Annotated in this window: 8 protein-coding genes (1 of these 8 cut by a window edge); all 8 read right to left on the bottom strand. The window is 74.7% G+C overall.

All coding sequences use genetic code 11. The features are described from left to right. Tightly spaced (each overlapping or abutting the next), the 8 genes in view from ACIBQ8_RS03095 to ACIBQ8_RS03060 form a layout consistent with a single transcriptional unit that may run on beyond the window. Positions 1–1146, bottom strand: the 5' end (the start) of a protein-coding gene (locus ACIBQ8_RS03095) for an amino acid adenylation domain-containing protein (protein WP_397190875.1). Its footprint begins 2475 nt before the window's first position; only the first 1146 of its 3621 coding nucleotides appear in the window; the start codon lies at positions 1144–1146; the stop codon falls past the left edge of the window. Then, complete coding sequence (locus tag ACIBQ8_RS03090; RefSeq protein ID WP_397190874.1) at positions 1143–4175, bottom strand: amino acid adenylation domain-containing protein; 3033 nt, start codon at positions 4173–4175, stop codon at positions 1143–1145. Before ACIBQ8_RS03090 ends, ACIBQ8_RS03095 begins: the two co-directional genes overlap by 4 nt. Beyond that, positions 4168–7296, bottom strand: coding sequence for an amino acid adenylation domain-containing protein (locus tag ACIBQ8_RS03085; protein ID WP_397190873.1), 3129 nt, complete (start codon positions 7294–7296; stop codon positions 4168–4170). Before ACIBQ8_RS03085 ends, ACIBQ8_RS03090 begins: the two co-directional genes overlap by 8 nt. Further along, positions 7293–10433, bottom strand: coding sequence for an amino acid adenylation domain-containing protein (locus tag ACIBQ8_RS03080; protein WP_397190872.1), 3141 nt, complete (start codon positions 10431–10433; stop codon positions 7293–7295). The genes ACIBQ8_RS03085 and ACIBQ8_RS03080 overlap by 4 nt, the downstream gene beginning before the upstream one ends. Beyond that, positions 10426–10653 carry an MbtH family protein gene (locus tag ACIBQ8_RS03075; RefSeq protein WP_397168597.1) on the bottom strand — a complete coding sequence of 76 codons (228 nt, stop codon included), beginning with the start codon at positions 10651–10653 and terminating at the stop codon, positions 10426–10428. The genes ACIBQ8_RS03080 and ACIBQ8_RS03075 overlap by 8 nt, the downstream gene beginning before the upstream one ends. Further along, the gene (locus ACIBQ8_RS03070) at positions 10650–16085 is read right to left on the bottom strand and encodes an SDR family NAD(P)-dependent oxidoreductase (RefSeq protein ID WP_397190871.1); all 5436 of its coding nucleotides are present in this window, start codon (positions 16083–16085) and stop codon (positions 10650–10652) included. Before ACIBQ8_RS03070 ends, ACIBQ8_RS03075 begins: the two co-directional genes overlap by 4 nt. Beyond that, positions 16082–20692, bottom strand: coding sequence for an amino acid adenylation domain-containing protein (locus ACIBQ8_RS03065; RefSeq protein ID WP_397190870.1), 4611 nt, complete (start codon positions 20690–20692; stop codon positions 16082–16084). Before ACIBQ8_RS03065 ends, ACIBQ8_RS03070 begins: the two co-directional genes overlap by 4 nt. After that, entirely contained in the window at positions 20689–22227 is a 1539-nt protein-coding gene (locus ACIBQ8_RS03060; protein ID WP_397168593.1) for a thioesterase domain-containing protein, read from the bottom strand. The genes ACIBQ8_RS03065 and ACIBQ8_RS03060 overlap by 4 nt, the downstream gene beginning before the upstream one ends.

Genomic DNA, 22227 nt, shown 5'->3' with positions numbered 1-22227 from the left:
GTAGTGGTCCCGGATCGCCGCGATCTGATCGGCGGGGAACTGCGTGGTGTCGTAGGAGATGGTCAGCGTCAGCCCCTGGCCCGGCGTCCGGACGAAGGCCGTGCTGAAGGCGAAGTCGGTCTGCTCGAAGAAGTCCTGGCCCTCGATGGGCGTGGCGGCGGCGCCGTTCACGTGGAAGTCGCGGAAGTCCACGTGCGTGTCCAGCAGCCGCGCGCGACCGCTGGCCCGCTGGATCTCGAAGAGCGGGAAGTGCCGGTACGGCAGCGCCGCCACCTCCGCCCGGAAGACCCGCTGGACCAGGTCGGGCGCGTCGGCCCGCACCCGCAGCGGGACGGTGTTGAGGAACAGCCCGAGCACCTCGTCACCGGCCTCGCTCTCCGGACGGCTGTGCGTGAGCATCCCCGTCAGGACGTCCGGATCGCCGGTGAGCAGGGCCATGACGCGCACGTGCGCCGCGAGCACCACCGAGCGCAGCGGCACCCGGGCGGCGGCCGCCTGCTCGGCCAGCGCCTTGGCCAGGTCGGCGGGGAGCGCCGTGGCGAGCACCGCGACCTCGCGCGGCCCGCCGGTGGGGTAGCCCGGCATCCGGGGCAACCGGCCCTCCGGCGCCTCGGCGATCGCCTCCCGCCAGAACTCCGCCGCCTCCGGCCGGGCGAGCATCGCCTTCTCGGCCGCCACCAGGTCGCGGAAGCGGGCCGCCGGCGGCTCCACCGGCAGCCCGGGGGTCGCATAGCGTGCCAGCAGCTCGCTGACCAGCCTCGCGACGCTCCAGCCGTCGAGGATCGCGTGGTGGAAGTAGACGGTCAGCGCGAACCGGTCGGCCTCGGGCCGCACGTGGACGCGGAGCAGGGGAGCCCGCGTCCAGTCGAACGGCCCGTACTCCGGCTCGCCGCCGGAGACGGTCAGCGGGATCTCCGCGCGGTCGTGCACGAGCTGGACGGGCTCGCTGAACCCGGTCAGGTCGAAGGACGTCCGCAGCACCTCGTGCCGGGCCGACAGCTCGTCCAGCGCCCTGACCAGGGCCCTCTCGTCGAACGTGCCGCGCAGCGTGAGCGTGGTGTGGTCGTGGAAGGTCACGCCGTCCAGCTCGCTGTGGTACAGCATCCCGGCCTGGAGGGCGCTGAGCGGGTAGGCGTCGATGATCATCGCGTGAGCCTCTCTCTGTCCGCCACGCTGAGCAGGTCGAAGGCTCCCGCCGTGGTCTCCGGTACGGCCTGCCGCGGCCGCAGCACGGCGGCCAGTTCGGCGACCGCCTGATGGGTGAACAACTGCTGCAGTTCCACGTCGTAGCCGGTGGCGCGCAGCCGGGCCACGACCTTGAGGCTGCTGATGGAGTCGCCGCCCACGGCGAAGAAGGTGTCGTGCCGGCCGGCCCGGTCGAGGCCGAGAACCTCCTGCCAGACCTGCGCGACGGCGATCTCCGCCGCGCCGCGCGGCGGCTCCCACGGCAGGTCGGCGGGGCGGTCGGGCGCGGGGAGGGCGGCTCGGTCGAGCTTGCCGTTGGCGGTGACGGGCAGGCGGTCCAGCCGCACCCACGCCGTCGGGATCATGTAGTCCGGCAGCGCGTCGGACAGGTCGGGGACGTCGCCGACGACGTAGCCGACCAGGCGGCCGTTCACCAGCTTGGCCGCCGCCGCCGTCACGCCGGGTTGCTCGCGCAGCACGGCCTCGATCTCGCCCAGCTCCACGCGCATGCCGCGGATCTTGATCTGGTGGTCGGTGCGGCCGAGGTATTCGAGTTCGCCGGAAGGTAGCCAGCGGGCGAGGTCGCCGGTTTTGTAGAGGCGTTGTCCGTTGGGTGCGGGCAGGAAGCGTTCGGCGGTGAGGGCTGGTTTGCCGAGGTAGCCGCGGGCGAGTTGGATGCCGCCGATGTGGAGCTCGCCGGGGGTGCCGATGGGGACGTCCTGGAGGTGTTCGTCGAGGACGTGCAGGGTGGTGTTGTCGACGGGTTTGCCGATGGGGACGGTGGGTTCTCCGGGCTGGCAGGGGTGCCAGGTGACGTCGACGGCTGCTTCGGTGGGGCCGTAGAGGTTGTGGAGTCCGGGGATGTCGTGGCCGGGTGGGAGGGCTTCGCCGGAGCAGATGATCCGGGGTGGGAGCTGGATGTCCTCTTCTTCCAGGAACGCTTGCAACATCGAGGGGACGAAGTGCGTGGTGGTGATGTTCTCGGTCTTGATGAGGTCGCGCAGGTAGGCGGTGTCGCGGTGGCCGCCGGGCCGGGCGATGACCATGGTGGCGCCGGTGATGAGGGGCCAGAACAGTTCCCAGACCGAGACGTCGAAGGTGGTGGGTGTCTTGTGCAGGACGCGGTCGTGCGGGGTGAGCTGGAAGGTGTCCTGCATCCAGCGCAGCCGGTTGACGATCGCGCGGTGGGAGACGCCCACGCCCTTGGGCCGTCCGGTGGATCCGGAGGTGAAGATGACGTAGGCCAGGTTGTCCTCACGCACCCGCACCACGGACGCCGGGCCCGGCCGCACGTCCGCCGCCGTGACCATCAGGTCGGCGCCCGCGTCGGCCAGCATGCCGCGCGTGCGCTCCGCCGGGTGGGCCGGGTCGAGCGGCAGATAGGCGCCGCCCGCGGCCATCACGCCGAGGAGGACGACGGGCAGGTCCAGGCCGCGTTCCATGCAGACGCCGACGGGCTGGTCCACCCGCACGTCCAGCCCGGCGGCCACCGCGCGGGCCCGGTCGGCCAGCTCGCGATAGGTCAGCCGGTCGCCCTCGAACACCAGCGCCGTCGCGTCCGGGGTGCGCTCGGCCTGGGCGAAGACCAGCTCGTGCAGGGTCCCGCCCGGATGCTCCCGGTCGGTGGCGTTCCACCGCGCGAGCTGCTTCCGCTCCTCGTCCGGCAGGATGTCCAGGCGCCCCACCGGCACGTCGGGGGAGGCCACCACCGCACGCAGGAGCGCGGCGAACCGCCGCGCCAGCCGCTCGATCGTCTCCGGCCGGAACAGCTCGGCGTTGTAGACGAAGCGGCCCTCCAGCAGGTCGCCCCGCTCGGCGGCGTAGAGCTCCAGGTCGAACCGGGTGGTCGTGCTGTCCGGCTCGAAGCCCTCGCCGTCGCCGCGATAGCTCTGCAGCGCGAACAGCACCTGGACCAGCGGCGGGCGGCTGACGTCGCGTTCGGGGTCCAGCTCGGCGACCAGCTTCTCGAAGGGCAGCTCCTGGTGGCCGTAGACCTCGATCGCGCCGTCCCGCGTCCGGCGCAGCAACTCGGCGAAGCCGGGGTCGCCCGCCAGCCGCGCCCGCAGCGGGAGCAGGTTGACGAACAGCCCGACCATGTCCTCGAACTCCGGCCGGGACCGTCCGGCCACCGGCGACCCCACCGCGAAGCCGGTCGTGCCCGACCAGCGGGCCAGCAGCACCTGGAAGGCGGCGAGCAGCCCCATGTAGAGGGTCGCCCCCTCGGCCCGGCACAGCTCGCGGAAGGCCGCCACGTCCAGCTCGACGTCGTGCCAGCCGCCGCGGAAGGTCTGCCGGGGCGGGCGCGGCCGGTCCAGGGGCAGGTCGAGCACCTGCAACCCGTCCAGCTCGGCGCGCCAGAACGCCAGGTCGCCGGCCAGCCGGTCGCCGCTCAGCCGCTCGCGCTGCCAGGCCGCGTAGTCGCCGAAACCCAGCCGCGGCCCGCTCTGCGGCGGTGTCAGCAGCTCGCGGAGGATCAGCTCGGCCGACCAGCCGTCGGCGACGATGTGATGGACCGCCACCAGCAGCGCGTGGTCGTCGGGCGCGAGCCGTACCAGGGTGGCGCGCAGCAGCGGGCCGTCGGCCAGGTCGAAGGGGAGCGCGGCGTCGGCGCTGAGCACCTGCCTGGCAGCCGTCTCGTCCGGCACGTCCACGACGCGCAGCGGCACCCGCACCCGGTCCGCCACCCGCACCTCCGGCCGCCCGTCGGTGCCGGCCGGGAAGGTCATGCGCAGGCTCTCGTGCCGGGCGGCCACGGCGTCCAGCGACTCCCGCAGCCGTCCGGCGTCCAGCGGGCCGCGCAGCCGGGCCGACACGGGCAGCACGTACGCGCTCGTCCCGGGGGCGAACTGCTCCATGAACCACAGCCGCTCCTGCGCGAACGACAGCGGCGGGTCGCTGCCCTCGGCGCGTCGCGGGATCTGCTCGGCGGCGCCCAGGCCCGCGATCGCCTTGCGGAAGCGGGCCTGCACGCGCGCGTTCCGTTCATCCACGCTCGTCGGCCTCCTCGGCCAGGTGTTCCAGGGCCGCGGCCAGCAGGCGTGGCGTCGGGTGGGTGAAGGCCAGCTTGAGCGGCACGTCCAGCTCGATGGCCGCGGCGATGCGGGCCGTGGTCCTGGTGGCCAGCAGCGAGTGGCCGCCGAGCTGGAAGAAGTCGTCCAGCGCGCCCACCCGCTCCAGCCCCAGCACCTCGGCCCAGACCAGGCAGACGAGCTCCTCGGCCGCGCCGGCCGGCGGCTCGTAGGCGGCGCCGCGCGGGCGGCCCGGCGCGGGCAGGGCGTCCCGGTCGACCTTGCCGCCGGGGGTGAGCGGGATGCGGTCGAGCGAGACGATCGCGCTGGGCAGCATGTGCGGGGGAAGCTCGGCGGCGAGGTGCTCGCGTAAGGCGTCCCCGGCGTCGTGGACGGCGTAGGCGATCAGGCGGTCGTCGTGGACCACCACCGTGGCCTGCCGCACCGACGGGTGGGCCAGCAGCGCCGACTCCACCTCGCCCGGCTCGACGCGGTAACCGCGCACCTTCACCTGCCGGTCCAGCCGGCCGAGGATCTCCAGGCTGCCGTCCAGGCGGAAGCGGGCCCGGTCGCCGGTGCGGTAGAGACGCGAGCCGCCGGGGCCGGGGACGAACCGCTCGGCCGTGCGGGCGGGCGCGCCCCGGTAGCCGCGGGCCAGGCCGCTGCCGCCGATGTGCAGCTCGCCCGCGACGCCGGCCGGCACCGGGAGCCCGTCGGGGCCCAGCACCTGGAGCGTGGTGCCGGGCAGGGCGACGCCCACGGCCGGGCGGCGCAGCGCCTCCGAGGGGTCCATGTCGGCGGTGGCGGCGATGATCGTGGCCTCGGTGGGGCCGTAGCTGTTGACCAGGCGCACGCCCTGGGGGCCGGACGCGTACCAGGCGGCCAGCGCGGGGCCGGGCAGCGGGTCGGCGCCCAGGATGACCAGCCGCAGGCCGGGCGGCCACTCGACGCCCATGGCCACCAGCTCCTGCCAGTACGACGTGGGCAGGTCCAGCACGGTGAGCGCGGCGCCCTCCGGCGTCTTCAGGAAGTCCGGCAGCGGCTCGTCCGGGCACAGGACGAGCTCCGCGCCGGCGGCCAGCGCCGGGTAGATCTCCTCGGCGTGCGTGTCGAAGCTCGGCGAGGCGAACTGCAGGACGCGGTCGCCCGGCCCGAGCTCGTAGTGGCCGCGCATCCAGCCCACCCGCGACGCCAGCGCCTCGCGCGGCACCTCCACGCCCTTGGGACGCCCGGTCGAGCCCGAGGTGTAGATCACGTACGCCAGCGAGCCCGGCCCCGCGGCCTCGGCGTGCGGCGCCTGCGGCGACTCGCGGAGCTCGTCCTCGTCCAGCACCAGGGCCGCGCCCGCGTCCGCCGCCATCCACCGCAGCCGCTCCGGCGGGTACGCCGGGTCGAGCGGCAGGTAGGCCCCGCCCGCCCGGCCGACGGCGAGCATCCCGGCGATCAGCTCGATCGAGCGCCCGGCGCGCAGGCCCACGACCGTGTCCGGGCCGACCCCGGCCGCGGCCAGGCGTCCGGCCAGGGCGGCGGCCATGGCGTCCAGTTCGGCGTAGCTGACCCGGCGGTCGCCGTGGCTCACCGCCGTCGCGCCGGGAGCCAGCCGGACGCGCTCCTGGAAGAGGTCGAGCACGTCGCGCGCGGGAGGTTGCGGGGTGTCGAGGACCGGCGGCCGGTCCTCGGGCAGCAGCATGGCCGCGCGCAGCGCGGACAGCGGCGTGCCCGGGTCGCGCACGACCGCCTCCAGCACCCGCTCCCACCGCCGCAGCAACCGCGTCGCGGTCTCCTCCTCGAACAGGTCGCTGGCGTAGGACAACATCGCCCACAGGGAGCCGTCGAACTGGGTGACGTCCAGCATCAGGTCGAACTTCGCCTGGGTCGCGCCCGGGTCGAACATCTCCGCCTCGATGCCGGGCAGCGGCAGGGCGCCGGCCTCCTTGTCCTGGATCACGAACATCGCCTGGAACAGCGGCGTCGTGCTCAGGTCGCGGCGGATGCCGAGGTCGTTGAGCAGGCGTTCGAAGGGGATGTCCTGGTGCGCGAACGCGTCCAGCACCGTCGCCCTGGTCCGCGCGAGTAGCGTGCGGAAGGACGGGTCGCCGGACAGGTCGCCGCGCAGCACGAGCGTCTCGGGGAAGAAGCCGACGACGTCCTGGAGCTCCGGGCGGTCGCGGCCGGCGATGACCGAGCCGACCGTCAGGTCCTCGGTGCCGCAGTGCGTGCCCAGCAGGAGCTGGTAGGCGGCCAGCAGGACCATGAACAGCGTGCCGCGCTCGTCCCTGGCCAGCTGCTCCAGCCGGGCCGTCAGCTCGGGGCCGATGCGCCGCGCGCAGTAGTCCCCGCTGGCCACCCGTACGGCCGGCCGCGGCCGGTCCGTGGGCAGGTCCAGCGGCTGCACGCCGTCGAGCTTGGCGCGCCAGTAGTCCAGCGACTCCCGCGCCGGCTCGCGGCCACGCTGCCAGGCCGCGAAGTCGCGGTAGTCGATCGACGGGACGCCCAGCCCCGCCGCGTTCCCGGTGTAGCAGGCGGCCAGCTCGGAAAAGATGATCTTCAGTGACCAGCCGTCGGCCACCATGTGGTGCAGGACCAGGCAGAGCACGTGATCGGTGGCCGACAGCGTGATCAGGTGCACCCGTACCAGCGGCCCCGTGGCCAGGTCGAACGGCGTGTTGGTCAGCTCGGCCACGATCTCCGTGGCGCGGGCCTCGCGTTCGGCGGCGGGCAGGTCCGCGAGGTCCACCAGCACCGGGTCGAGCTTCAGCTCCGGCTCCACGACCTGGACCGGGCCGCCCTCCACCGCGGGGAAGCGGGCCCGCAGCATCGGGTGCCGCGCCGCCACGGTGGACAGCGCCCCGGCCAGGTCGCGGACGGACAGCTCGCCGCGCAGCCGCTGCACCATGTACATGTTGTAGGAGGCGTCGGCGGGGTCGAGCCGCTGCAGGAACCACAGCCGCTCCTGCCCGTAGGAGAGCGGCGCCGGCGCGTCCGGGTCGCTGCGCGGGGGGATCCCGGCGGGCCGGGCCTTCGGCTGCCGCTGGAGCCTGCGCTCCAGCGCCGCGCGCTGCTCCGGGCTGAGGCGGGCCAGCCGCCCTCTCACCTCGCTCATCCGTCCGCGTCCTCCGCCAGGAGATCGTCCAGCTCGACGTCGCCGAGCTGGAGTTCCAGCACGGCCAGCGCGTGCTCGGCCACCGTGGTGAGCTCGAAGCAGACCCGCAGGTCCATCTCGATCCCGTACGCCTCCCGATACCGGGTGATCAGCAGGACGGCCAGCAGCGAGTGCCCGCCGAGCGCGAAGAAGTCGTCCTCGACGCCCACCCGGTCACGGCCGAGCAGCTCGCCCCAGAGCGCGCACAGTTCCTCCTCCAGCGGCGTCTCCGGCGCGACGTAGGTGGTGCCGAGATCGCTGCGGCCGGGCCCGGTGGGCGACGGCAGCGCGGCCCGGTCGAGCTTCCCGCTCGGGCCCACGGGGAACTGGCTGACCTGCACGAACGCCTGCGGCACCAGCGCCGCCGGCAACGTGCGGGCCGGCCCGGTCCGCAGCTCGTGCGACAACCGGCTCGGCTCGCCCGTCCAGTCCACGTAGGCCACCAGCCCGCGGCCGCCCGGCGCGTCGTCGCGCAGGGCGACGACCACCCCGCGCACCCGCGGGTCCGCGGCCAGCGCCGCCTCGACCTCGCCCAGCTCGACCCGCCAGCCGTGCACCTTGACCTGGTCGTCGATGCGGCCGAGGAACTCCAGCTCCCCGTCGGCGCGCAGCCTGGCCAGGTCGCCGGTGGCGTACAGCCGCGCGCCCGGCGGGCCGTACGGGTCGGGGACGAAGCGCTCGGCCGTCAGCCCCGGCCGTCCCGCGTAACCGCGGGCCACCTGGACGCCGCCGATGTGCAGCTGCCCTGGCACGCCGACGGGCAGCGGCTCCAGGCGCTCGTCGAGCACGTGCAGGCGGCAGCCGGGCATCGGGCGGCCGATGGGGATCACCGTCTCGCCCGGACGGCAGGCGTGCCAGGAGACGTCGACGGCCGCCTCGGTGGGGCCGTACAGGTTGTGCAGCTCCACGCCGGGCAGGCGCTCGAAGAAGCGGGCCGCCGTCCTGGGCGGCAGCTCCTCGCCGCTGCACACCACGCGCCGCAGGGACGTGCACGACTCGATGTTCGCCTCCTCCAGGAAGAGGGCGAGCATCGACGGCACGAAGTGCATCGTGGTCACCTCGTGCCGCTTGACCAGGTCGCGCTGGTGAGCCGGGTCGCGGTGGCCGCCCGGCCGCACCGGCACGAGGCAGGCGCCCTGCAACAGCGGCCAGAAGAACTCCCACACCGACACGTCGAAGCTGGTCGGCGTCTTCTGCATCACCACGTCGCCGGCCGTCAGGCCGAACGTCTCCTGCATCCAGGCGAGCCGGTTGACGATGCCGCGATGGGTGTTGACCACGGCCTTCGGCCGGCCGGTCGAGCCCGAGGTGTAGATCAGGTACGCGGCGTCGTCCGGCCCGGTCACCGGGTCGAGGTCGCCGGAGCCGAGGTCGTGGTCGTCCTCCAGCAGCACCGTCTCGACCGGCCCGAAGGACGGCAGGTGGCGCTGGGTGAGCAGCACCCCCGCGCCGGAGTCGGACAGCATGAACTCCAGCCGGTCCCGCGGGTACTCCGGGTCCAGCGGCACGTACGCCCCGCCCGCCTTGAGCACCGCGAGCAGCGCGACGACCAGCTCGGGCGAGCGTTCCGCGCAGACCGCGACGGGCCGGCCGCGCTCCACGCCGATCTGCCGCAACCGCCGGGCCAGCCGGTTGGCGCGGCCGTTGAGCTCGGCGTAGGTGAGCGTGACGTCGCCGAAGACCACCGCGGGGGCGTCGGGGGTCGCGGCGGCCCGGGCCTCGATCAGCGTGTGCAGGGTGCCGGGCCCGGCCTGCGGGCCGCCGTCCCCGAGGGCCAGGACGCGCGCCCGCTCGTCCGCGGCGAGCACGGGGAGCTCGGGCACCGCCCGGCCGGGGTCGGCGGCGGCCGCCTCGACCAGCGTGCGCAGGTTCGCCTCGAAGCGTTCGATCGTCTCGGGGTCGAACAGGTCGGTGGCGTACTCCAGCCGGGTGTGCAGCAGCCCGTCGCGCATGTTGACGTCGAGCTGGAGATCCACCTTGGCGGTGCCGTTGGCGATCTGCCCTTCGTTGGTGCGGATCGCCAGGTTGAACATCACCTGGTAGATCGGCGGCACGCTCAGGTCCCGGGCCGGCTGCAGGTCCTCCACGAGCCGCTCGAACGGCAGCTCCTGATGGTCCAGCGCCTCGGCCACCGTCGCCCGCACCCGCCCGGCCGCCTCGCGGAAGCCGGGCGCGCCCGACAGGTCCACGCGCAGCGGCACCGCGTTGACGAACATGCCGATGACCGGCTCGGTCTCGGGCAGCAGCCGGCCCGCGACCGGCGTGCCCACCACGATGTCGTCGATCCCCGACCAGCGCGACAGCACGGCGGCGTACGCGGTGAGCATCACCGTGAACAACGTCGTGTTGAGCTCCTTGGCCAGCCGCTCCACGCCCGCCGACAGCTCGGGGGAGTAGACGCCGAGCCGGATCCCGCCCCGGTAGCTGCGGCGGGCCGGCCGCGGCCGGTCGCCCGGCAGGGCGAGGTCGGCGGGCACCCCGGCCAGCCGCTCCCGCCAGTGCACCAGCTCGGTCTCCAGGAACTCGCCGGACAACCTGCCGCGCTGCCACACGGCGAAGTCGGCGAACTGGATCGGCAGCTCGGGCAGCTTCGGCGGACGGTCCTCGCCGAGCGCGTCGTAGCACTCCTCCACCTCGTCCATGAAGACCATGGACGAGACGCCGTCGAAGATCGTGTGGTCGAAGACGACGGCCAGCCGCAGGTCGTCCTCGGCCAGCTTGACGTGCCTGCCGCGGTAGAGCGGCGCCCGTTCCATGTCGAAGGGCAGCACCGCGTCCGCCTTGGCCAGGCGGGCCAGCTCCGCCTCGGCGGCGGCCCGCGGAAGGTGGCTCAGGTCCGTCTCGGTCAGCGCCGTCGGCGGCGCGCCGGGGTGGACGATCTGCACGACCTGCCCCTCCCGGAAGTCGAACGTGGTGCGCAGCGCCTCATGACGCCGCACCACCAGATCGATCGCCCGCTCCAGCCGGCGGGGGTCCACCGGCTGCCTGGCCGCCATCGGCATGACCATGCCGATGTTGTAGACGGCCAGATCGGGCTCGAAGCGCGAAAGGAACCACATCCGCTCCTGGCCGGAGGAGGCGGGGAAGGCATCACTCACTGTCCATGGCCTCTCGCAGACTCTTCGGCCGCATGTCGGTCCACACCTGCTCGATGTGAGCCAGACAGGCGTCCTTGGTGCCGGAGAAACCGGCGTCGTACCAGCCGGAGGGGTTGTCCCGGCCGGCCGGCCAGATGGAGTACTGCTCCTCGTCGTTGCGTACGACCTTGGTGTCCGTGCCGGTCTCTGTGCTGGTTACTGTGCTGGTCTCTGCGCTCATGCGGAACTCCGGGGGAGGCGGGGGATGGTCTGGGTGGCGGGCCCGGCCGGGGCGGGCTCGGGGGCGGCGGCCGTGGCGGCTTCGATCAGGGCGGCGACCCCGGCCACGGTCGGCTCCTCGAACAGGTTGCGCATCGGCAGCCGCACCCCCAGCTCCTTGCGGATCAGGGCGATGAGCTGGACCGCGATGAGCGAGTTGCCGCCCAGCTCGAAGAAGTCGTCGTCGACGCCGATGTGGTCGCCGCCGAGCACCTCGCCCCACAGGCGGGCGATCGTGGCCTCGGCGTCGTTGCGCGGCGCGACGTAGCCCTCGGCGGGCGCCTTGTCCTGCCGGTCGGCGACCGCCGCCGGGTCGAGCTCGCTCTCGACGGTCTCCTGGGTCAGCGAGCCGACGCCGGCGACGAGCTCGGCCACCGTACTGGCCGCCACCACGACCTGGGGGCCGAGCGGGGCGGCGAGCAGCCGGCGCAGGGAGAGGGCGCCGTCGGCCGGCCTGATGCCGGCCACGTCGTCGGCCGCCGCCGGCGAAGCCGCCGACGAAGCGGCCCCGGCCGGGGCGGCGACCTGGGACCCGGCGCTGGAGCGGACCCCGGAGACCACGGCCTCGGTGTCGATCCTGCGCAGGACGTAGTCGGAGATCTGCACCAGCACCGTGCCGTCGGGCGCGATCAACGTGACGTCGACGACCAGCACCTCGTCGGTGTCGGTGCTGGTGATGCGCAGATGGCTCCAGAACGCCTCGGGCAGGCCGCCGAAGACGGTGATGCGGCCGTAGCCGAGCGGCAGGTAGTGGCCCTCGACCGCGACCCAGCTGAAGGTGGTGGCGGCGTCGAGCAGGGCCGGGTGCAGCCCCCACCGGTCGAGGTCGGCCATCAGCACGTCGTTGGCCTCGAACAGGCCGAGCGCCTCCTGCTGCCCGACGTGCGTGGCGGTCAGCGTCCGGTGCCAGTGGCCGCCCAGCGTGAGCAGGCCCGACAGCGGGACGCCGCCCTGCTCGTCCGCCGAGGAGACGCAGCGGTCCATGATGGCGCGCAGGTCCACGCGGTCGGCGGGCGGCGGGCTCACCTTGGCCGCCGTGCCCCTGGCGTGGCTGCGGTGCGAGCCGCCGATGATGCTCTGCACCTGGAACTCGGCGCCGTCCGCCTCCGGGGTGAAGAGCACCCTCACCTCGGCGGTCGCGCCGTCGGCCACCGACAGCGGTTCGACGAACACCACGTCCCGCAGCTCGATGACCCCGTCGCCGGGCAGCACCGCCTCGGCGGCCGTCCTGGCCAGCTCGACGTGGCCGGTGCCGGGCAGCACCGGCACGTCGGCGATGCGGTGCTCGTCCAGCACCCAGTGCGTGGCGGGCGAGAGCGTGCCGCTGCACCAGTCGAGCCCGCCGATCTCTCCGGCGTGCCGCGCGTCGAGGACCGGGTGGTCGAGCGCCTTGATCCGGTCGCCGCGCTGCAAGGCGACGAATCCGGCGGGCGCCGCCGTCTCCACCGCCATGCCGACTTCCAGCCATCTGCCCCAGTTGACGCTGACGACCTGGGCGGCGTTCCAGCCTCGTCCGGCGCGGGCGTGCGCGTCGAGGAAGTTGTTGGCCGCGCAGTAGTCGATCTGCCCGAACCCGCCGGCCACCGCGGTGATCGACGAGCAGAGCACCACGGCCTCCAGCTCCAGGTCGCCGAACGCCTCCTGGAGCGCCAGCGTGCCGAGCAGCTTGGGCCGGAGCACGGCCTCGGCCGCCTCCCGCTCCTTGATCTGGGCCATGCCGCCGCCGGGCAGGCCGGCCGCGTGGACGAGCACGTCCACCCGGCCGAAGGCGGCCAGCGTCTCGTCCCTGGCGCGGCGCATGTCCGCCGGATCGGTCACGTCGGCGGCCAGGGTCAGCACCCGCGCCCCGGCGGCCTCCATCCGGCCGATCGCCTCGGCGGCGCGCGCCTCGCGGGCCGACCGCGGCGGGCCGCCGGGCAGCCCGCTCCTGGACAGCAGGACCAGGTTGACGCGGGCCCGCGCCGCCAGGTCCTCGGCCAGCGAGATGCCGATGCCGCCCAGACCGCCGGTGATCACGTACACCTGGCCGTCGCGCGGCTCGCCCGGCTCGCTGTCCACCTCGACCTGCTCGTATCCGAGCAGCCACCGCTTCCCGCCGCGCAGGGCGACCGGGGCCAGCAGCCCGGCCTCGCCGGGCTCGGCCGCGCGGCCCAGCTCGGCGGCGAGGCTCCGCGCCGCCGCCGGCCGGTTCGCCTCACCGTCCGGCACGTCGATGTGCCGGACGCGCAGCCACGGCGTCTCCAGCGGGACGACCCGGGCGAAGGCCGCCAGCGTCGCGTGCTCCGGCCTGGTCAGGTCGCCGCCGACGACGTCCATCGTGCCCGCGGTCACCAGGTCGAGCTGCACCCCGCCCGGAGGCTGGGCCGCCGACAGCGCCTGCACGAGACCCAGGACGCCGAAGAAGCCGCGGTCCTGCGCCGCCCACGTCTGCTCGCCGCCGGTGAGCGCCCAGGCGTGCACGATCCGCTCGGGGATCTCGCCGACCGCTTCGAGCAGCGCGTCGTAGTCCTCCCGTACGGCCGGCCGCACCGTGAAGTGCCCGTCGAAGGCGCCGAACGCGGCGCCCGGCCGCACCTCCAGCACCTCGGCCCCGGAGGCGCGCAGCGCGTCGGCCAGCGCGGCCGAGCCCTCGTCCACGAAGGCCAGGCAGCGCGTGACCGGCGACGGCGTCCCCGGACGGGCCGGCGCCTGGCGCCAGACGGGCACGCCGTACCACCGCTCGGGCGGCAGGGGGCCGCCGGCCTGCTGCGGATGGGCGACGCCGCCGGCGAAGGCGCCCTGCGGGTCGGGGTCGATCCAGGCGCGCTGCCGCTCCCACGGGTAGCCCGGCAGGGAGACCCGGAAGCCGGGGGCGCCGAAGTCGTTCAGCTCGATGCCGTGCACCCACAGCGCGCCGACGGCCTGCGAGAAGACCGCGACGTCACCGGCCCGGTCGCGCGGGCCGGGCAGCGACGGCAGCGGGGCGATCGCGCCGGCGGCGAGCTGGGTGCCCGCCAGACCGCACAGCTGCCGGCCCGGCCCGCACTCGATCATGATCCATTCGCCGTCGGCCAGGAGCGTCGAGACGCAGTCGCCGAAGCGGACCGGTTCGCGCACGTGCCTGGCCCAGTAGGACGGGTCCGTGGCCTCCGCGGCGGTGATCCAGGTGCCGGTCACGTTGGACAGGAACGGCAGGCTCGGCGCGGCCGGCCGGGCCGCCGCGACCAGCTCGCGGAACTCGCGCAGCATCGGCTCCATCATCGCCGAGTGGAAGGCGTGCGAGGTGCGCAGCCGGGTGCAGCCGATGCCCTCCTCCTCCAGCATCTCGGCCAGCTCCGCGATCGACTCCGACGGGCCCGACACGACGCACGTGCCGGGGCCGTTGACGGTGGCCACCGAGACGTCGTCGGGCAGCATCGGCGCGATCTCGTCGGGCATGAGCTGCACGGCCAGCATGGAGCCGGGCGGCAGCGCCTGGATGAGCCGGCCGCGCGCCGCGACCAGCCGCATCGCGTCGGGCAGGGTGAAGACGCCGGCGATGGTGGCCGCCGCGTACTCGCCGATGCTGTGGCCGATCATCGCGGCCGGTTCGACGCCCAGCGAGAGCCAGAGCCTGGCCAGCGCGTACTCGACCGTGAACAGGGCGGGCTGGGTGAGCGAGGTCTGCCGCAGCGCCTCGTCCGCCTCCTCGCCGGTGGCGAAGATCTCCTCGCGCACGTCCAGGACGGCCGCGCACTCGTCGACCGCCTCGCGGAAGATCGGCTCGTTGCGGTACAGCTCCGCGGCCATGCCGCCGTACTGGGCGCCCTGGCCGGAGAAGAGGAAGGCGACCTGCGCCGGTCGCTTCGGCTTGGCGCCGGTGACGATCCGCCTGGGGTCGGACAGCGCGGCCACCGCGTCGCCCGGCGAGGTGGCGACGACGACGGCCCGGTGCTTGAGCTCCCGGCGGCCCACGCGCAGCGTGAACGCGGCGTCGGCCAGGTCCGTCTCGGGGTGCGCGGCCAGGTGCGCGGCCAGCCGCTCGCGCGCCGCGGCCAGCGCCGACTCCGTCCTGGCCGACAGCTTCAGCAGGTGGGCGGGCCGCTCACGGGGCAGCGACGGGCGCGGCGGGGCCTCCTCCAGCACGGCGTGCGCGTTCGTGCCGCCGATGCCGAACGAGCTGACCCCCGCGCGGCGCGGGAAGTCGTCGCGCTCCCACTTCGTCGGCGAGGAGACGACGTAGAACGGGCTCGCCGGGAAGTCGATCTTCGGGTTGGGGCTCTTGAAGTGCAGCGTCGGCGGGATCAGCTTGTTCTCCAGCGCCAGCACCGTCTTGACCAGGCTGGGGATGCCGGCCGACTGGCCGAGGTGGCCGATGTTGCTCTTGACCGAGCCGATGCCGCACCACTGGGTGTCGCTGGTGTGCTGGGCGAACACGCTGGACAGCGCGGCCACCTCGATCGGGTCGCCGAGCGCCGTGCCGGTGCCGTGCGCCTCGACGTAGGTGACCGTACGGGGATCCACGCCGCCGACGCCCAGCGCCTGCGCGATCACCGCGGCCTGGCCGTCCAGGCTGGGGGCGGAGAAGCCGACCTTGCCCGCGCCGTCGTTGTTGATCGCGTTGCCCAGGACCACCGCGCGGATGTTGTCGCGGTCCTCGATCGCCTCCGACAGCCGCTTCAGCACGAGCACGCCGCCGCCGCTGCCCCAGGTCGTGCCGCCGGCGTCGGCGTCGAAGGAGCGGGTGTGCCCGTCGGGGGAGACGATGCCGTCCTGGTCGTAGATGTAGCCCTCGCCCTGCGGCAGGTCCAGCATGGCCGCGCCGGCCAGCGCCATGTCACATTCGCCGTTGCGCAGCGCCTCGCACGCGATGTGGAAGGCCACCAGCGCGGTCGAGCACGCGGTGTGCACGGTGTAGCTGGGGCCGCGCAGGTCGAGCTTGTAGGAGGTGAGGGTGGCGCAGTAGTCCACGTGGTTGCCCACCATGACCGCCAGCCAGCCGGCGTTCTTGTGCGCCTGGGCGTTGCTGCGGATGTTGCGCCACTGGTAGGTGTCCGTCCCGGTCCCGGCGTAGACGCCGATCTCGCCCGGGTAGCGGAACGGGTCGTAGCCCGCGTCCTCCAGCGCCGTGTGCGACAGCTCCAGGAACAGCCGGTGCTGCGGGTCGCGCACCTCGGCCTCCCTGATCGACATGCCGAAGAACGCCGCGTCGAAGCCCTCGTAGTCGTCCAGCGTCATGGCGGCCGGCACGAAGTTCGGGTCGGCCAGCAGGCTCTCCGCCGTGCCCAGCGCCCGTTGCTCCTCCAGGGTGTACGTGGTCAGCGACTCGACGCCGTCGGCGAGGTTGCGCCAGAACTGCTGCGCGTCACCCGCTCCCGGGACTCGGCACGACAAGCCGATGATCGCGATCGGCTCGGCCGTGGGCTCGTCCGTCATGGGGCAATCCCCTTCTCGTTGCGGTTCCTCAACCTGTCTCGCCGTGAGGCCAGGCGGCGCGCCGCCCGGTCCAGTCCCGGACTGCCGCCCGCGCCATCGAGATGCGCGGCCAGCGTCCGGATCGTGGGATGCCTGAACAGCTCGGTGATCGGGATCTCGCGGCCGGTCGCCGCCCGCAGCCGGGCCTGCACCGCCGCCACGGCCAGCGAATGGCCGCCGATCTCGAAGAAGTTGTCGTCGGGGCCGAGCCGCGGCACGCCCAGCACGGCGCGCCACACCTGGGCGACCGTCTTCTGGGTGGGGCCGTCGAGGCCGCCGCCGGTCTTGGGCTGCTCGACCGGCCGACCGCGCAGCGCGGCGCGGTCCACCTTGCCGTTGGGCGTCAGCGGCAGCGCGGGCAGCGTCACCACCTCGCTGGGGACGGCGTGCTCGGGCAGCGCGCCGCGCAGCTCGTCCAGGAGGCGGTGCGCCGCCAGCCCCGGCCGGGCGGGCACCACGTAGCCGACGAGCGTGCCGCCCTCGACCCTGGCCGCGGCGGCGCGCACGTCCCGGCAGGCGGCGAGCGCGGCCTCCACCTCGCCCAGCTCGACCCGGAAGCCGCGCACCTTCACCTGGTCGTCGGCGCGCCCCGCCGGGGTGATCGTGCCGTCGGGGTTGCGCCGGCCGAGGTCGCCGGTGCGGAAGCGGTCGCCGGTGAAGCGGCGGCCGGTCAGCGCCGGATCCAGGTAGCCGTCGGACAGGTGGCGGCTGCGGACGACCACCTCGCCGAGCTCGCCCACGCCCGCCCGCCTGCCGTCCGGCGTCACCACGATGATCTCGCTGCCCTCGACGGGCCGCCCGATCGGCACGACCTCCGGGTACGGCTCCGCGAGCTCGTGCCACGCGTGCGCCTGCGGCGTCTCGGTCGTGCCGTAGAAGGCGACGATCCGGGCATCGGGCAGGAACGCGCGCAGCCGGGCCGCCTGGACGCCGGTGAACAGGTCGCCGCCCACCCCGGCCAGCCGCACGTCGGGCAGCGTGCCGCCGGTGCCCGCCAGCATCGCCGCGAGCTGCGGCGTCAGATGCAGGACGGTGATCGCGTGCTCGCGCAGCCAGGTGACGAGCTTGCCGGGATCGCGGACCAGCTCGTGGTCGGGCACGAACAGCTCGGCGCCCGCCACGGCCGGCACGAACATGTCGCGCAGCGCCGGGTCGTGGGCCGGTCCGTGCAGGAGCGCGAACCGGTCGCGCGGCTCGACCGCGAAGGTGCGGACGTACCAGGACAGGAAGTGGGCCAGCGGCCGCTCGCCGGTGACGACCGCCTTGGGCTCGCCCGTGGTGCCCGAGGTCATCGACAGGTAGCCGGGCCCCGGCAGCGGGGCGCCGCCCTCGCGCAGCTCGATCACGTCGTCCCGGAGCACCGCCCGCGCTCCCGCGGCGGCGATCTGCCGCTCCTGGACGGCGGCGGGATAGGCCGAGTCGATCACCACCCACCGGGCCCCCGCCGCCAGCACGCCGAGCAGGACCCCCGGCAGCTCGGGCACCCGGGAGGCGACGACGGCCACCACGGCCCCCGGCTCGACCCCCGCGCTCCGCAGCGCCGCCTCGGTCCGCCGCCGCGCCCCGGCGTGCGCGTCGCCGGCCAGCTCCAGCAGGCCGGGCCCGTCCCAGGCCGGCAGTTCGGCGTCGGGGGGCTCGGGGCGCGCCTGTCCGGTCAGCGACTCGCCGAGCAGCTCGACGTAGCCGTCCACCAGCGCCGTCATGCGCTCGGCGGAGAACAGGTCGGGGTTGTAGACCAGCTCCAGCGCGTAACCGCCGCGCTGCTCGCCCACGTACATCGTCAGGTCGAACAGCGCGCCCGGCAGGCCCGGCCGCAGCGTCTCGCTCGCGCAGCCGTCCAGGTCCAGCTGGGCCTGCGCGAAGTTGTACATGTTGAACATGACCTGCGTGATCGGGTTGCGGCTCAGGTCGCGCGGCAGCCGCAGCGACTCCAGGAGCTGCCCGAGCGGCACGTCCCGGTGCCTGATCGCGGCGTTCAGCTCGGCCGCGCACGCCGTCACCTGCTCGGCGAAGCCGCCACGGGGGCGCAGCCGCAGCGGCAGGACCTGCACGCACATCCCCACCAGCGACTCGAACGCCACGTGCGGCCGGTCGGCGTAGGCCGCGCCCACCACCAGGTCGTCCCGTCCGGCGAGGGTGGCCAGGCGGCGCGCGAAGGCGGCCAGCAGCACCGCGTACGGGGTGGTGCCGAGCTCGGCCGCCAGCTCGGCCACCCGGCCGGCCAGCTCCGCGTCCACCTCGCCACGGACGGCGGCGCCGCGGAAGGTCTGCGCGGGCGGCCTGGGCGCGTCCCTGGGCAGGTCCAGCACCAGCGGGGCGTCGTGCAGGCGCTCGCGCCACCAGCCCAGCGCCTGGCCGTCGCCGTTCGCCCGCAGCCAGCGCACGTAGTCGGCGAACGTGTGCTCGCCCGCCTCGACCGGCTCGCCGCGGTAGGCGGCCGACAGGCCGCGGAAGAGCACGTCCTGCGACCAGCCGTCGAACACCAGGTGGTGCGCGGTCAGGCAGAGCACGTGCTCGTCGGGGGCCGGCCGGAGCAGCCGCGCCCGGAACAGCGGCCCGGCGGCCAGGTCGAACCGTTCCCGCGCCTCCTTCTGCAGCGCCGCGTCCAGATCGGCGGGGGAGAGGTCGTCGATCGGCAGCGGCACCTCACCCGGCGGCGCGACCGTCACGTCGGGGATCCCGTCGCGCGAGGCCACCCGCCAGCGCAACGCCTCGTGGGCCGCCACCACGGCGGTGAGCGCCCGGCGGAGCGCGGCGACGTCGAGCGGGCCCCGGATCCGCTCGGCCATCGCGATGTTGTGCGCGGCCGACTCGGGCGCGAGCTGCTCGACGAACCACATCCGGCGCTGGGCGGGGGAGAACGCGGCCGGGCTGCCGGTGGGCGGCGCGGCGGCGGAGGCCCGCTCCGCGCCCGCAACGAGAGCGCGCAGCGCGCCGTAGGTCCGGCCCTCGTAGACGTCCTGGACCGAGACCACCCGGCCCAGCTCCGCGCGCACCGCGGCCACCAGCCGCATGGCCCGCAGCGAGTGGCCGCCGCGCTGGAAGAAGTCGTCCTCGTCGTCCGGGACGGGCGCCTCCAGCACCCGCGCCCAGATCCCGGCCAGCCCGCTCGCCGTTCCCCGCTCCCGCTGCGACTGCGCCCGCAGGGCGGCGAGGTCCACCTTGCCCGAGGCGTTCAGCGGGAGGAGCGGCAGCCGGACCAGCCTGGTCGGCAGCATGTACGGCGGCAGCCGCACCGCCAGGTCCTCGCGCAGGGCGGCCAGGTCGGGCGCGTCCTGCGGCGTCACGTAGGCGACCAGCTCGCCCGCGTAGTCCACCACCGCCTGCCGCACTCCGGGATGGGCGCGCAACGTGGTCTCCACCTCGCCGATCTCCACGCGCTGCCCCTGGACCTTCACCTGGCGGTCGAGGCGGCCCATGAACGCGATCTGGCCGTCCTCCTGCCAGGCCACGTGGTCGCCGGTCCGGTACAGCCGCGCGCCCGGCTCGTCCGAGAACGGGTCGGGCACGAACCGCTCGGCCGTCAGCGCCGGCCGGTCCAGGTAGCCGCGGCTGACCTGCGGGCCGCCGACGAGCAGCTCGCCGGGGACGCCCGGCGGGCACAGGTTCATGTCCTCGTCCACGATGTAGGCCCGGCAGCCGGTCAACGGCCGGCCGATCGGCAGCGGCCGCTCCCACACGCCGCGGAACTCGCCGCCCACCACGACGACGGTCAGCTCGGTCGGGCCGTACAGGTTGTGGAAGCGGGTGTGCGCCGACCAGCGCGCCACCTGCTCGGGCGGGGGCGGCTCGCCCGCCGTCACCACGTCCCGCAGGTGCGGCAGCCGGCTCGGGTCCACCAGCGGCAGCAGCGCGGGCGGGAGGTAGCCCCAGGTGACGTCGTGGCCCTCCAGGAAGTGCTGCAACCGGGCCGGGTCCACGCGGTCCTCGTCCGGCACGAGCTGCACGCAGCCGCCGACGGTCAGCGGGAGCACCATGTCCATGATCGAGGCGTCGAAGCCCAGCGCGGAGAAGGCCATCGAGCTGCAACTCGCGTCCAGGCCGAAGCGCGCGACGGTCGCGGTGACGAAGAAGACGGCGTTGGCGTGGCTCACCACCACGCCCTTGGGCCGTCCGGTGGAGCCGGAGGTGTAGATCACCCACGCCGCGTTGCCCGCGACGGCGCCGCTCTCCCGGGGCTCGGCCGGTCCCGGCTGGAAGGCGTCGACGAGCGTGGCGGCGCAGCCGTCCAGCAGCTCGTGGCCGCGCTCGTCCACGACGACCACCGCGATCCCGGCGTCCTCCAGCACCTCCTCCAGCCGCTGGCGCGGATGCCCGGGGTCCAGCGGCACGTACGCGCCGCCCGCCAGATGCACGGCCAGCACCGCCACCGGCATCAGCGGGGTGCGGCGGGTGCACAGCCCCACCCGCGCCTCCGGCCCGACGCCGAGCTCGCGCAGCCGGCCCGCCAGCGCCCACGCCCGCTCGACCAGCTCGGCGTAGGTGAGCACGTTCTCCCACTGCCGGACCGCCGGGGCGTCCGGGGTCCGCGCGGCCTGAGCCGTGATCAGACTGCTGAGGAGTGTCATCCTGCGGCCTCCACACCCGGCCGGACCAGCCGGCCTCGCCGTACCGTCTCGAAACGCAGCAGGAAGCCCGGCGCGCGCACGGCGATCGCGGCGATCGCCCGGCCCAGCGGCAGGTGCGTCACCCGCCACCCCGCCAGCCACTCCGCCTCGGCACCCGTCTCAGCACCCATCTCGGCGCCCATTTCTGGGCCCATCACTGGGCCCGTCTCTGGGCCCGCTTCGGGGGACGCCTCCGGCACCCACGCCCGGCCCGGACGCTGCCCGGCGAACCCGAACCGCGCCGGATCCACCCGCCGCCCGTCGCCGGACGCCTTCAGCAGCGCCTCCTTGGCCGTCCACGTGCGCAACGCGCTGTGCAGCCGCAGCTCCTCGGGCAGCGCGGCGAACTCGGCGCGCTCCCGCTCGTCCAGCATCCGCTCGAAGAACGTCTGCTCGTCCGCCGGCGGGCGCAGGCGCTCCAGGTCGGCGCCCACCTCCCGGCCGGTCGTCAGCGCGACCAGCACGAGCCCGCCCGACCGGGCGACGCTGTAGGTGAGCCCGGTCCCGCCGTACGGCAGGCCGCCGGACCGGCCGGGCGGCTCGGCGAGGCCGGGGTCGGCCCCGTACTCCCTGAGCAGCCGCCGCAGCAGCACCGACCTGCCGACGAACCCGCGCCGCCCGTCCTCCTGCCGGAACCGGGCCGCCCGCGCCGCCTCCCGCGGCGACAGCTCGTCGAGGGCCGCGCACATCTCGGGCAGCTCGTCGAGGTCGGCCAGCCACACGTGCACCTCGTCGGCGGCGATGGCCCGCTCGGGGCCGGCCGCGATCGTCCGCGCCACCTCCTCGCCGTGCGTGGCGAGGAAGAGGTGCGCGGCGTCGAGCGTGTGCAGGCGGAAGGCCGAGGAGGTGTGGCGGGCCCAGGCGAGCATGCTCGGGTGGGCGACCTCCCGGTCGTGCGCGCCGGCGAAGGCGACGATGGGCACGTCCAGGGGCTCCTCGCGGGTGTAGCGGTAGCGGCGCAGCCAGTCCATGTCCGTCCGCAGGGCGGGGATGAGCAGGGCCTTGACCTCGGGCTGCGTCCGTAACTCCGCGGGCGCGCCGAGCCGCAGGATCACCTCGTCGACCAGGTCCTCGTCGCCCAGGCCCGTCCACCGTCCCAGCGTCTCCTGGCGCTCCGGCGGGTGCGCGGCGCCGACGTAGAGGCATTCGGGCGCCCGTACGCCCAGCCGCCGCAGCTCGCGGACCACCTCGAAGGCGACCCGGCCGCCCATGCTGTGCCCGTAGATCGCGTACGGCGTGCGCTGCCGGGCGACCTCGGCGGCGACGGACCGGGCGATCAGCTCAGGGGAGAGGGCTCCGGGCTCGGCCACCCGGCCCTCCCGGCCTGGCAGCATGGCCACCCGTACGTCCAGGATGCCGTCGAACGCCTGCCGCCACGCCCAGAAGGCGGTGACGTCCCCACCGGCGTAGGGGAGGCAGAAGAGGGTCCGAGCGCCGGGCGGGTATCGCGTCAGCGAGGCGAACGGTGTCTCGGACAGCGGCTGTTCTTCTGGCAT

The sequence above is a fragment of the Nonomuraea sp. NPDC049646 genome (assembly GCF_044465525.1).
Lineage (GTDB): Bacteria > Actinomycetota > Actinomycetes > Streptosporangiales > Streptosporangiaceae > Nonomuraea.
The sequence above is the reverse complement of the archived record's forward strand: the minus strand, read 5'-3'. Positions and strand labels throughout refer to the sequence as shown.